General features: G+C 62.7%; 11 protein-coding genes. 6 read left to right on the top strand and 5 right to left on the bottom strand.

Annotation, left to right across the window (positions count from 1 at the left end; translation table 11 throughout):
- The first annotated feature begins 6 nt into the window (after window positions 1-6).
- Window positions 7-132, top strand: a complete 126-nt coding sequence (locus R4P65_RS26550; protein ID WP_007733507.1) for a hypothetical protein — start codon at window positions 7-9, stop codon at window positions 130-132.
- A gap of 425 nt (window positions 133-557) precedes the next feature.
- Here R4P65_RS26550 and R4P65_RS26545 read toward each other — a convergent pair whose 3' ends face one another.
- Complete coding sequence (locus tag R4P65_RS26545; protein WP_230814532.1) at window positions 558-1,208, bottom strand: TetR/AcrR family transcriptional regulator; 651 nt, start codon at window positions 1,206-1,208, stop codon at window positions 558-560.
- Window positions 1,209-1,262: 54 nt separating this feature from the next.
- Window positions 1,263-1,577 carry a hypothetical protein gene (locus R4P65_RS26540; protein ID WP_317828733.1) on the bottom strand — a complete coding sequence of 105 codons (315 nt, stop codon included), beginning with the start codon at window positions 1,575-1,577 and terminating at the stop codon, window positions 1,263-1,265.
- A 215-nt stretch (window positions 1,578-1,792) separates the two neighbouring features.
- Between R4P65_RS26540 and R4P65_RS26535 the strand changes: the two genes are divergently transcribed.
- The 5 genes from R4P65_RS26535 to R4P65_RS26515 all read left to right on the top strand — a co-directional run bounded on the left by R4P65_RS26535 (window position 1,793) and on the right by R4P65_RS26515 (window position 8,819).
- The gene (locus R4P65_RS26535; protein ID WP_054781685.1) at window positions 1,793-2,986 is read left to right on the top strand and encodes an LLM class flavin-dependent oxidoreductase; all 1,194 of its coding nucleotides are present in this window, start codon (window positions 1,793-1,795) and stop codon (window positions 2,984-2,986) included.
- Complete coding sequence (locus tag R4P65_RS26530) at window positions 2,983-4,062, top strand: alcohol dehydrogenase catalytic domain-containing protein (protein ID WP_317828732.1); 1,080 nt, start codon at window positions 2,983-2,985, stop codon at window positions 4,060-4,062. The genes R4P65_RS26535 and R4P65_RS26530 overlap by 4 nt, the downstream gene beginning before the upstream one ends.
- A 179-nt stretch (window positions 4,063-4,241) precedes the next feature.
- On the top strand, window positions 4,242-5,900 hold the full coding sequence (locus tag R4P65_RS26525; protein ID WP_019744947.1) for a DNA repair helicase XPB: 1,659 nt from the start codon (window positions 4,242-4,244) through the stop codon (window positions 5,898-5,900).
- A gap of 102 nt (window positions 5,901-6,002) precedes the next feature.
- Window positions 6,003-8,081: a peptidase gene (locus R4P65_RS26520; protein WP_317828731.1), complete on the top strand. Its 2,079-nt coding sequence runs from the start codon at window positions 6,003-6,005 to the stop codon at window positions 8,079-8,081.
- Between the two features lie 75 nt (window positions 8,082-8,156).
- Window positions 8,157-8,819, top strand: coding sequence for a DUF3239 domain-containing protein (locus R4P65_RS26515; protein WP_317828730.1), 663 nt, complete (start codon window positions 8,157-8,159; stop codon window positions 8,817-8,819).
- A 9-nt stretch (window positions 8,820-8,828) separates the two neighbouring features.
- Here the strand turns inward: R4P65_RS26515 and R4P65_RS26510 are convergent, their stop codons facing one another.
- Genes R4P65_RS26510 through R4P65_RS26500 form a run of 3 tightly spaced genes read right to left on the bottom strand, consistent with a single transcriptional unit; the run spans window position 8,829 to window position 12,404 of the window.
- The gene (locus R4P65_RS26510) at window positions 8,829-9,815 is read right to left on the bottom strand and encodes an LLM class F420-dependent oxidoreductase (protein WP_317828729.1); all 987 of its coding nucleotides are present in this window, start codon (window positions 9,813-9,815) and stop codon (window positions 8,829-8,831) included.
- A 13-nt stretch (window positions 9,816-9,828) separates the two neighbouring features.
- Entirely contained in the window at window positions 9,829-11,061 is a 1,233-nt protein-coding gene (locus tag R4P65_RS26505) for an MFS transporter (protein ID WP_317828728.1), read from the bottom strand.
- Window positions 11,058-12,404, bottom strand: coding sequence for an LLM class flavin-dependent oxidoreductase (locus R4P65_RS26500; protein WP_317828727.1), 1,347 nt, complete (start codon window positions 12,402-12,404; stop codon window positions 11,058-11,060). The genes R4P65_RS26505 and R4P65_RS26500 overlap by 4 nt, the downstream gene beginning before the upstream one ends.
- Window positions 12,405-12,408 lie beyond the last annotated feature (4 nt).

Raw genomic sequence — 12,408 nt, 5'->3', positions numbered from 1 at the left:
GCGACAATGGCTGACAAGGCGCCGGGTAAGAACATGAAGAAACCCGCCCAGTCGATCAAGGAACGCCGCGCGGAAAAGCGGGCGAAAACTGCGGAGTCTTCCGAGTTCATCCGTAAGCGGAAGCGGAGCTGACAGCAAAGTCCAGAGGAAGACGAGCTGACTGCGAAGCTGACCAATGCCTACCTCCACCGACACCCTCGTGCACCTGCACGAAACATTCAACCTGTTCAAGTCGCGCAATCGAGGAACTGACGCACGCTCGCGCGGCTACGCAGCGGGCATGACTCTCGCTTCACTCTGCGTCCTCGACGAACACGCTCGGCAATCCGGAATACTTCTATCGGATTTACCGCAGAAAGAGAATCAACCATCGTGAAAAGAACAATCCACACCCTGGACCGTATTCAAACGAGACTCGAATCGGAGCTTGATTCCACTCCGGGTGATTCCGAAAAGAATATCGGTTATCGGTCCGGAATTTCCGAAGCTATTACTCATGTAATGGAAATGCGGAAGTCAGTGGTCGCACAGAAATAGGAGGCGCATCGATTAGGCGCTCACCCCAATAACTGCCGCACACCACCCACCAGAAAGACGACCTGGTCCTCGTAGAAGTCGGCAAGCCGCTCCGGCGCGAGCGGCTTGCCACTTCCGCTCCAATCGTCCGCCCGGCTCAGCGCCTGGAGGAAGCCCATCAAGGCAATCGCCCAGCGAGTCTCGAGCCTTTCCGGATCGGTAGCAGGAAAGGTACGACGGACCTGTTCGAGAAGATGATCACGCAGGTGCAGCTCGGTCGCTTCGAGGGCTGGATGGCCCGGTCGCGACATCTGCGGCTGCGAGATCTGCGTGACGATTCTGATCCATCGCATTCCCCGCGTGCGATGGCGAAGGAGCATTGTCTTGTAGGGCGCAGTGACGGCCCGTACCAGCGCCTCGACCGTCGGCGGCGTCTTGTCGGCGGCGAGGGCGTCCACGTTCGCGCTGATCTGATCTCGCACCGACGTTCCCATGTCCAACAGCACCGCGGCGACCAGATCGTCCTTGGTTCCGAAATGGTAGTGGACTGATGACGGCCCGAGACCGGCCGCGGCGTTGACCGAGCGCAGCGAAACTGCATCCAATCCCTCTGTCGCGAAAAGCCGTTCAGCAGTTTTGAGCAAACGCAGACGCGTCGCGTCGCCTTGACGGTTCTGCCGGGAGTCGGTCATACGAACGAGCTTCGCACGGGCTCGACAAACGGCTCCACAATGGTGAACGCAGAGTCAGAGTGATTCACGGTGTGCTCGCACCCTGTTGTCGCGATCGACCCAGCCGTGGGCGCGTGCGTAGTCCACCATCGCCGAGAACTTCTGCCTCCACTCGGTGTTTCCGATCCGGGCCGCGACGGCTTGCTCCAGGTGAGCGATGTCGAGCCAGATGTGATCGTCCTCGAGTTCCCCCCACGGTTCCAATACCCGACTCAGAGTCTCGGATCGATCGTCGCCGCCAACGACGACGACCGAGAGACTGGTGAAGTCGTCGACATTATTCAGTTCGACGGTCGAGGAGGTGGGGGTGATTATGACGTCCAGTTGCATGACCTCTTCAACACTCCTTCTCAAAATCCTGGTTCAGTTGATCGACTTGTAACAACGATAACCGACGTCACTGCGCCAGATGGCGTTGAACTACAAGTGATTACAAACGTCCCACTGTGCGGGAGGCTCAACTTATTGGATCAGTTGATCCATGTTAGACATCTCAACCAGAGCGAGTGATCCAAATCACTCCCCTGTCGACAGGAGATGTCATCGTGTGGTCCGCATCGTCCATCCGCTTCGGAGCCTTCCTCGCCCCATACCATCCGCTCGACGCCGATCCCGCCCTGCAACTCAGACGCGATATCGACCTCATGACACACCTGGACCACCTCGGATTCGAGGAAGCGTGGATGGGTGAGCATCATTCGACCGGTGCCGAGATCGTGCCTGCTCCGGACATGTTCATCGCGGCCGCCGCAGAGCGGACCGAGCGTATCCAGTTCGGCACAGGTGTGACGTCCCTGCCCTATCACCACCCACTGATCACGGCCGACCGCATCACTCAGCTCGATCTGCAGACCCGCGGACGGCTCATCTTCGGCACCGGCCCAGGCAAGATCCCCCTCGATGCACACATGATGGGCATCAACCCGTCGGACCAGCGTCGTCGCCAGGGCGAAGCGCTCGAGGCCATTCTCGCGCTGCTCCGCGGCGAGGTCGTCAACATGGAAACCGACTGGTTCACGTTGCGTGACGCACGCGCACAGCTGCCCACCTATCGTGCGGACGGCATCGAGACCGTGACAGCGTCGACGATTTCACCCAACGGTTCGGTGCTCGCCGGAAAGAACGGGCTCTCCCTGCTCTCACTCGCGGCGAGTTCACCCAGCGGATTCGACGCACTGGACCGCAACTGGGATGTGTACGAGAAGGTCTCGGCCGAGCACGGCCACCGCGCCGACCGGGCGACGTGGCGTGTGGTCAATCCGATGTTCATCGCCGAGACCCGAGCCGAGGCCGAGCGCGCCGTGAGCCGACGGATCGGATCGATGGCCTCCTACGTGAATCGACAGACCGGCCAGAACCCGGCCTGGGCAGATACACCTGCCGGAATCATCGACCAGTGGCGCAACGACACACTCGGCGAGTTCGGTCAGGCGATCATCGGTACGCCCGAAGATGCGATCGCTCAGATCGAGCGTCTGATCGAGAAGACAGGAGGGTTCGGCACGTTCCTGATCCTTCACGTGGACATGGCGAGCTGGGAGGACACCAAACGCAGCTACGAATTGTTCGCCTCCGAGGTGGTCCCGCACTTCCGGAAGCGGAATGTCGGACGTCAGGCGAGCATGCAGTTCGCCGAGGACAACCGCGAATACCTGATCGGCGGGCTGGTCGGAGCGATCACCAAAGCCCATACCGACTACTACGGCCAACCAGCCGAGACGGGAGCCGTGCGCGCATGAGGGCCGTCCGATTCCAACAGGGAGAATTCGCCGTCGCCGAGATGGCCGACGCGCCGCCGTTGGCACCCCATCAGATCCGCGTCGACGTCGTCGCCTGCGGAATCTGCGGCAGCGACCTGAGCATGTCGAAGGACCCGTGCCGATTCGTCGAGGTCGCACACAACGGTGGCTACCCGCTCGCCACCTTCGATCCAGACGCACCCGTGGTGCTGGGTCACGAATACGCGGGTATCGTCTCCGAGACCGGTTCTGCAGTAGACGATTTCATGATCAGTGATCGGGTGGCCGGCATCGGCTTGGCCACCGACACGGCTACCGGAATACCGACGATCATCGGTTACTCGAACGAATACCACGGCGCGTTCGGCGATCACATCGTTGTCGACGCATTCTGGGTTCGCAAGGTTCCCGACCATCTGTCACTCGAGCACGCCACACTGGCCGAACCTCTACACGTCGGCGAGATGCATCTCCAACAGTCCGGCCTCACCTCGGCCGATTCAGCGCTCGTCGTCGGTTGCGGGACGATCGGACTGGGTGCCATCGTCGCTGCGAAAGCGAGAGGGGCACAGATCGTCATCGCGTCCGAGCCCTCCCCCAAACGCCGCGAGCTCGCCAAGAAGATGGGTGCGGACATCGTCGTCGACCCCTTCACACAGGATCCGATCGAACTGTGGAATCAGATGGTCGCCGAAGGCAACCCGCTCGTGGGCCAGGCCGCGAACGGCATCCTGATCGCCTACGAATGCAGCGGCCGGGCGGGGGTCATCGGCGAACTGATGCGCACCCTGCCGTTCAACTCGCGGATTCAGGTCCTGGCTGCGCCGTTCGGCGACGAGACCATCGTTCCCGTCATCGGTCAGTTCCGAAGGATCTCGATCAACTTCGGTCATGGCCCCTACGAGAACGCGTACGACATCACCCTTGCTCGGTTGGCCGCCGGCGAGATCGACGCCGAAGCGATCATTACCGGCCGTGTCGGGCTCGACGGAGTCTCGGATGCTTTTGCGGCTCTTCGCGCACCCGACGAGCACGTGAAGATCCTCGTCCTGCCCGCCGCAGGTCGTCCGGAATAGCGGATGGTCCTGCCCTGTTGACGTAGGGGTGCCCGAACTCGGGCACCTCTACTTCTGGCTGTGCGAGCGTCGCATGTTGGCGTTGCGCTCCGATACCAGGACAATGGCAGGGTTGGCGTCAGCCGACAACGCGGTGCAACGCTCTGTGGCTGCTGCGTTTGTTTCACTAGGAGGCTTCCGTGACCGACGGACCGTTGATCGTCCAATCCGACAAGACGCTGCTGTTGGAGGTCGACCACGAGCGCGCCGGCGATGCCAGGCAGGCAATCGCCCCCTTCGCGGAACTCGAACGCGCCCCCGAGCACGTCCACACGTATCGCATCACTCCCCTGGCCTTGTGGAATGCCCGCGCCGCCGGACACGACGCCGAGCAGGTTGTCGACGCTCTGGTTTCGTTCTCACGATTCGCAGTTCCGCAACCGCTGCTGGTCGACATCGTCGACACGATGGCCAGGTACGGACGCTTGCAGCTGGTCAAGAGCCCGGTGCACGGCCTCATCCTGGTCAGCCTCGACCGGGCAGTCCTCACCGAGGTGATGCGACACAAGAAGATCTCACCGATGCTCGGTGAGAAGGTCGACGACGACACCGTGATCGTCCACCCGAGCGAACGCGGCCGCCTCAAGCAGATGCTGCTCAAGGTGGGCTGGCCGGCCGAGGACCTCGCCGGCTATGTGGACGGCGAAGCGCACCCGATCGATCTCGCTTTCGAAGAGGGCCACTGGGAACTGCGCGACTACCAGCAGATGGCAGCGGATTCGTTCTGGGCCGGCGGCTCAGGCGTCGTCGTGCTGCCATGTGGCGCCGGTAAGACGATGGTGGGCGCAGCAGCCATGGCAAAGGCCAAGGCCACCACACTCATCCTCGTCACCAATACCGTCGCCGGTCGTCAGTGGAAGCGTGAGCTCATCGCCCGCACGTCGTTGACCGAGGAAGAAATCGGCGAATACTCCGGCGAGCGTAAGGAGATTCGGCCGGTCACGATCGCGACCTACCAGGTGATCACGCGTCGCACGAAGGGCGAGTACAAGCACCTCGAACTTTTCGACTCCCGCGACTGGGGACTGGTGATCTACGACGAGGTCCACTTGCTGCCCGCGCCCGTCTTCCGGATGACGGCAGACCTGCAGTCGCGCCGCCGTCTCGGCCTGACCGCAACGCTGGTTCGTGAGGACGGCCGCGAAGGCGACGTCTTCTCGCTCATCGGCCCCAAGCGCTACGACGCTCCGTGGAAGGACATCGAAGCGCAGGGCTGGATCGCGCCGGCCGACTGCGTCGAGGTGCGAGTGACGATGACGGACGCCGAGCGCATGTCCTATGCCGTCGCCGAACCGGAGGAGCGCTACAAACTGTGCTCGACGGCGCACACCAAAATTGCTGTCGTGAAGTCGATTCTGGCGAAGCACCCGGATTCACCGACCTTGGTGATCGGTGCGTATCTCGATCAGCTCGACGAACTCGGCGAAGCCCTGAACGCGCCGGTGATCAAGGGATCCACCAAGAACAAGGAACGTGAGATCCTGTTCGATCAGTTTCGTAACGGTGAGATCCAGACGCTGGTGGTGAGTAAGGTCGCGAACTTCTCGATCGACCTTCCGGAGGCGTCTGTCGCCGTGCAGGTTTCGGGAACCTTCGGATCGAGACAGGAAGAAGCTCAGCGGCTCGGACGACTGTTGCGACCCAAGCACGACGGTGGTCAGGCCCACTTCTATTCGGTGGTTTCCCGCGACACTCTCGATGCGGAATATGCGGCACATCGTCAGCGATTCCTCGCCGAACAGGGCTACGCCTACCGGATCACCGACGCCGACGACCTGCTCGGACCTGCCATCGGCTGAGCATTTCTGCAACACGTTTCAGAAGCAAATGGACATACGTCCAGTTATCTGTAGAGTGTCCCCTGTCACAGTCGTGTCCATCGGCCGGGGGTCACCAGCACCATGCGCTCAGTTCCACGTCTACGGGGTCGGCTCGCCGGAACCATCTCGCTGCTGACTGCCGCCGTCGTCGTCGCCACGACCGGCGTCAGCGCCGCGGCACCGAGTCCTGCTCCTACTGCGCAGAACTCGGTGTATGCACTTGCGAACGGTTGCTTCGCGCTGCGCACCGAGTCTGGTGATTTCGTCCGTCGTGACGGGTCGGCGTACCTCACCGACGTAACGAAAGCCGCAGACGCCGAACCGTTCCGGCTACATGCGGCCCAGTTGGGTCGTTTCATGCTGTACGGCCCGGACGGGTCGATGCTCTCGCACGACGGCGCGGACTCGGTACTCGCCACTTCCGAAGCAACTCCCTCCACCGACTGGACCGTGATGTCCACCGGTGAATCGTTCGTTCTGACCGCGACCTCGAACGGCCGTCAACTGATCTCGCGCGACTTGACGCTCACGATGTCCGATCCCGGTGACGTTCCCGAATCTGCGTTCACGCTGATCCCGCGCGACGGCTGCGCCGATTTCCCCGAAGCGGAGGTGGGCGCAAACGGCGTTCCAGGAGAAATCGGACCGAACGGTGAAGTCACCGGATTCATCGACACACACGTGCACATGAACGCTTCCGAGTTCATGGGCGGAAACCTGCACTGCGGCCGACCTTTCGATCCTCAGGGCGTCACCGCAGCGCTCGTCGACTGCCCGGACCATCAACCTGACGGGATACCGGCGCTCCTCGAAAACGTTCTGTCGTACGGCAATCCCTTCGAAACTCACGACACCACCGGCTGGCCGAGTTTCGCCGACTGGCCGGCGCACGATTCACTGACCCACGAGCAGACGTACTACAAGTGGGTCGAGCGGGCTTGGCGCGGGGGGCTGCGAATCTTCACCAATCTCTTTGTCGCCAATCGTGTCCTGTGCGAGCTGTATCCGAGCAAGCGAAATCCCTGTGACGAGATGGAGACCGTCCGAATCCAGGCGCAGCAGACACGCGAACTCCAGGACTACATCGACGCCCAGTACGGTGGTCCCGGCCGGGGTTGGTTCCGCATCGTGAGCTCGCCGGAACAGGCCAGGCAGGTGGCGGCCGATGGAAAGCTGGCCGTCACCCTCGGGGTGGAGGTGTCCGAACCCTTCGGTTGCTCTGTGCGCAACGGTATTCCGCAGTGCACCGAGGACGACATCGACCGCGGTCTGGACGAGTTGTACGACCTCGGTGTCCGGCAGATGATCGTCACGCACAAGTTCGACAACGCCCTCGGCGGTGCCCGTTTCGACGGCGGAGTCACCGGAGTGGCCGTCAACATCGGCAACTACCTGGGCACCGGGGAGTTCTGGCAGTCGGAACCATGCACCGGCGTTGCCGAGGACAACGTGCTGCCCACGAAGGTCGACGGGGCACAAATTCTTCTCGCAGTACTTCCACCCGGAGTGACGCTTCCGGTGTACCCCGCTGGTCCGCAATGCAATTCACACGGCCTGACCGACCTGGGTGCATACACGATCAGCGGTTTGATGGACCGAGGGATGATCGTCGACATCGATCACATGAGCGTCAAGACCGCCGAAGCAGCCCTCGATATTCTCGAAGCCGCGAACTATTCCGGTGTTGTTTCCAGTCACAGCTGGAGCGACCCGAGCCTGTACAAGCGGATCTACGCGCTGGGAGGATTCGTCGCCCTGTACGCCGGGCAACTCGACGCCTCGGACGACAAGCCCGAAGAGCGCGGATTCATCGACCAGTGGCGCGACGCGCGGGCAATGCGAAGCGAGAACTACTACTTCGGTTTCGGCTACGGCGCCGACACCAACGGCTTCGGGCCGCAGGCCGCACCGCGCGGTGACGCCGCCGAAAATCCGCTGCAGTATCCGTACACCGCCTTCGACGGCACCATCATGGACCAGCAGCGCGCAGGCACCAGGGTTTTCGACGTGAACACCGATGGCGTTGCCCAGTACGGGATGATTCCCGACTGGATCGCGGACATGCGTATTGCTGCGGGCGCCGACGGCGACACGATCATCGAGGACATGAGCCGCGGCGCCGAGGCCTACCTGCAGATGTGGGAGCGAGCACGAAACTAGCTACGCTGGTGGACGGCTCCCGGAAGATCGGGGGCCGGTCCTAGATCGTCCGGCACCACCCGAAGGATTTTTTTCGTGGCTGACTTCCAGTTCACCGTCGACAAGGCCCACGCCAAGTCGGTCAACGACACACTGGCCGACGTACGCCGCCTGCAGATTTCCGCAGTGATCTTTGCGATCGTCCTCGCCGCGGTCGGAGCCTGGCTGATCAGCATGGGCGAGGTGTGGTCCATCATCATCGGCGCGGTCCTCGCCATCGGTGCGGCCAGTTCACTGTGGGTCGCCGTGTGGGCACCTCGCAAGGTGGGGAGCGTCGAATCTCTGTATGCGGACAACCCACTGGTTCCCTCGATCGTCACCGAGGTTCACCCTCGAGCGGCGACCCTGACGGCACTGATCGACATCGCGAAGCCGGCGGCCGGAGCACCGAAGTACGCGCTCGTCAGCCGCAATGTTCGACTCAATCCGAAGTGGCGAGTCGGCGACCGCATTCCGTCGGTGGCACTGCGTTCGGATCGTTCCACCCGAAGCAAGGCTGACACTTGGCAGATGGTCAGCCCCATGCCGATCGAGTGGGGGACCAAGGACTCGGCAGTGCTGGCACGCGCGATCGCAGCTGTCAGTGCGAGCGAGTGGAACTTCCTGCAGAGCCGGATCCCCGACTCCGAAGAAGTTCGCACCCACCCCGATCGCCGGGTTCTGATCAACCCGGCCGATCTTCCTGACTCCCTGCGCTAGCCCAAACGGTTACGCGAGCGCGGGCAGCACTTCCTTCTCGAACATCTCGATTCCCGACGTGTCGTACGCGGCCTCGGGGAAGTAGAAGATTCCGTACTCGAGTCCCTGCGCCTTGAGCGCCGACAGGTTCTCGATGATCTGCTCGGGTGTACCTACGGCAGGCATTCCGCGGAACGCATCGAGCGACGCATCGGCGGCAGCTTCGCCGACCAACGGCGTCAGTCGGGCCTTCAGTGTCTCCAACCGCTGAGCCACCTCGGATTCCGTCGCGCCGATGGCCACGTTGTAGTTGGCCGAACGGACGATGGCGTCGAAATCGGTACCGACGGTGTCGCAGTGCTTCTTCAGGATCTCGGACTTGGGCGCGAAGCCGGCCGGGGTGCCGTCGAAGTTCGTGTACTGCGCGTACTTGGCCGCGATCTTGAGTGTGACCTTCTCGCCGCCACCGGCAACCCAGATGGGAATTCCGCCCTCTTGCAAAGGAAGTGGACGGCACAGCGCTCCGTCGACCTGGTAGTACTTGCCGTCGAGCGTCGCGCTGCCGGTCGACCACGCCTGCTGCATGATCTGGATTCCTTCGTCGAGGCGGCCCAGACGCTCACCGGCAGAGGGGAAACCGTAGCCGTACGCGCGCCACTCCTGCTCGTACCAACCGCCGCCGATGCCCATCTCGACGCGTCCACCCGTGATCAGGTCGGTGGTCGCAGCGACCTTGGCGAGGTACGCCGGGTTTCGGTAGCTCATGGCGGTACACATCTGGCCGAGTCGGATACGCGAGGTCGACGCACCGAGTGCGGCCATCAACGTCCACGCCTCGTGAGTCGCTTCTTCCGTCGGCTGGGGAACGGTGTGAAAGTGGTCGTAGACCCACACCGACTCCCACGGCCCTGCTTCCGCGCGCAGCGTGAAGTCTCGCATCACCTCCCACTGCTTCGCGGGGTCGATGCCGACCAGGTCCAGACGCCAGCCTTGAGGTACGAACAGTCCGAATCGCATGTAGCGAGCCTACCTACAGTTTCCCGACGCGCGAGAGGGGTGACACCCGCGGAGAATAGACCGGAATGAAGCGGAACATCATCGCCGCGCCGGCAAACGAAGTCGCGCCCAGTGCGGCAAATGCCCACCCGAGCGGGAACACCGCGGCGAGAAGACCGATCGCGAGCGGCCCACCGAGCATGCCCGTGTCGTGCGTCAAACGCCATGCAGCGAGGAACTCGGCGCGCTCTTCGGGCGGGGCGATATCAGCACCGAGAGTCATGATCACGCCGTTGCCCAGTCCGTTGCCGATCCCCATCACGACAGCAACCACCGTCAATTCCACTGCGCCCGTCGAAAACGGCAACATCAGGTACGACACACCGATCACCGTCAGCGAAGGCACCGCGACCAACCTACGTCCGTATCGGTCCATGATGTGTCCGGCCGGATACGAGCACAGCAGGTCCACGGCCGCACCGATACCGAAGATCACACTCACCTGGGCTGCATCCAACCCGAGGTGCAATGCCCACAATGGAAGAACGGCCTCACGCGAAGCGCGGGCGGCGCCCATCAGAAGGGAGCCTGTCCCGAGCGTCGACAGAGCGGCACGATGACGGCGAAGGATCTCCGGGAGGGTGACGTGCCCGTGATCGCTGTTGCCCGCCTGCACCTTTCGTGGCGGGTCGGGAACGCGGGCCATCAGCGCCCCGGCGAGCACGACGCCCACCAACTGGACGAGGAATCCTCCGCGCGCTCCCACCAGGAGAATCACGCCGGCACCGATGAGCGGTCCCAGGAAGAAACCCAACCGCCACATCGCGGCGAACGACGACATTGCTCGGGCCCGAAGACCGAGTGGCACGGTCTCGGCGAGGTAGCTCTGCCGCGCAAGGCCCCACACCGCATTCGCCAGTCCGGTCAACAGTGCGCCGATACCGAGCATCCACGGAGTCTGTGCAAGCAGACAGATCACCACTCCTGTTGCACCCAACGAACTTCCGCCGATGATCGATCTACGCTCACCGAAACGCGACACTATCCGGCCGGCAGGGAGGTCACCGAGTACGGCACCCAAGCCACCGAGCGCAACGATCAGGCCGGCGACGGCGACCGATGCACCCAGGTCGCGCGCGGTGACGGCCACGATGGGGGCAGCCGCACCCTGACCGATCCCGAAGATGGCCGCCGGCACGAAAACCGTTGTGACCAGTGGCTTGAGTCCGGCAATCGCCGGCTGTTCCTTGGGCAGTGTTTCCGTCACGCGCTCACTTCTGCCGCGTCAGCGGCCCGCGAGAACCGGTTCGCCGGACGATCGAGGCCGTAGTGGCCCCGCAGGGTCGATTCGGCGTACTCGGTTCGGAAGAGCCCACGCGCCTGCAGAATCGGCACGACCCGGTCGACGAACACCTCGAGCCCTCCGGGCAGATAGGGCGGCATGATGTTGAAGCCGTCCGCTGCGCCCTTGTCGAACCATGCGGTCAACTCGTCCGCGACCTGCTCCGGTGTCCCGGCAAATGTCCGATGCCCACGGCCACCGCCGAGTTTGCCGATCAATTCACGGACGGTGAGGTTTTCGCTCGCTGCAAGATCTTTGACGAGCTGGTATCGACTCTTGTTCCCTTGGATGCGATCGATGTCCGGCAACGGTGGCAGCGGGGCATCCAGAGAATGCTCGGTGAGATCGACACCCACCATGTTCGAGAGCTGGCGCAGCGAATACTCGGGAGAGATCAGGTCCGTGAACGACTGCTCCAGAGCCTTCGCTTCTTCTTCCGTATCCGCGATGAAGGGCACGATGCCCGGCAGCACCTTGATCTCGTCGGGACTACGCCCGTACTTGATCAGCCGCGCTTTGAGGTCGGTGTAGAAATCCTGCCCCTGCTCGAGTCTTCTTTGAGCGGTGAACACGGCTTCGGCATACCTCGCCGCGAAATCCTTACCGCTCTCGGAGGAACCGGCCTGTACAAGCAGCGGACGTCCCTGTGGAGACCTCGGCGAATTGAGCGGGCCAGCCACCGTGAATCGTTGACCGTCATGGTCGATGCGATGGACACGATCAGGATCGGCGAAGATTCCGGTCTCTTCGTCCAGGACAACTGCCCCCTCTTCCCAGCTGTCCCAGAGTCCGAGCGTCACGTCGAGAAACTCCTCGGCGCGCTCGTAACGACCGCTGTGCGTCGGTACCGCATCGAGGCCGAAGTTCGCGGCCTCGTCGGCGCCGGCCGACGTCACGATGTTCCACCCGCCTCGTCCGCCACTGATGTGATCGAGGGAAGCGAACTTCCTTGCGAGAGTGTACGGATCGCTGTAACTGGTCGACGCGGTTGCAATCAACCCCACCTTCTCGGTGGCCGCAGCGATCGCCGACAGCAAGGTGACGGGTTCGAAGATCGCCTGAGTGTTGTATTTGACCCGCGGACCGACTGCTAGACCGTCGGCGAAGAACACCGAGTCCAGCTTTCCACGCTCGGCGATTCTCCCCAGTTCCTGGAAGTGCTTGACGTCCAGAAGGTTGGCCGCATTTGTGCGAGGGTGGCGCCACGCCGCCTCATGATGGCCGACGCCCATCAGGAAGGCGTTCAGATGAAATTGTCGTTCGGACATGAGT

The sequence above is a fragment of the Rhodococcus sp. IEGM 1318 genome (genome assembly GCF_033142465.1).
In the GTDB taxonomy this organism is placed as follows: Bacteria; Actinomycetota; Actinomycetes; order Mycobacteriales; family Mycobacteriaceae; genus Rhodococcus_F; species Rhodococcus_F qingshengii_B.
Note: the sequence above shows the minus strand (reverse complement) of the source record. Positions and strands in the feature narration are given on the sequence as shown.

Bases quoted from the DNA above. Each gene is read 5' to 3' on its own strand.
- R4P65_RS26550 (WP_007733507.1), top strand. From the start codon at position 7: ATGGCTGACAAGGCGCCGGGTAAGAACATGAAGAAACCCGCCCAGTCG.
- R4P65_RS26545 (WP_230814532.1), bottom strand. From the start codon at position 1,208: ATGACCGACTCCCGGCAGAACCGTCAAGGCGACGCGACGCGTCTGCGT.
- R4P65_RS26540 (WP_317828733.1), bottom strand. From the start codon at position 1,577: ATGCAACTGGACGTCATAATCACCCCCACCTCCTCGACCGTCGAACTG.
- R4P65_RS26530 (WP_317828732.1), top strand. From the start codon at position 2,983: ATGAGGGCCGTCCGATTCCAACAGGGAGAATTCGCCGTCGCCGAGATG.
- R4P65_RS26520 (WP_317828731.1), top strand. From the start codon at position 6,003: ATGCGCTCAGTTCCACGTCTACGGGGTCGGCTCGCCGGAACCATCTCG.
- R4P65_RS26510 (WP_317828729.1), bottom strand. From the start codon at position 9,815: ATGCGATTCGGACTGTTCGTACCTCAAGGCTGGCGTCTGGACCTGGTC.
- R4P65_RS26500 (WP_317828727.1), bottom strand. From the start codon at position 12,404: ATGTCCGAACGACAATTTCATCTGAACGCCTTCCTGATGGGCGTCGGC.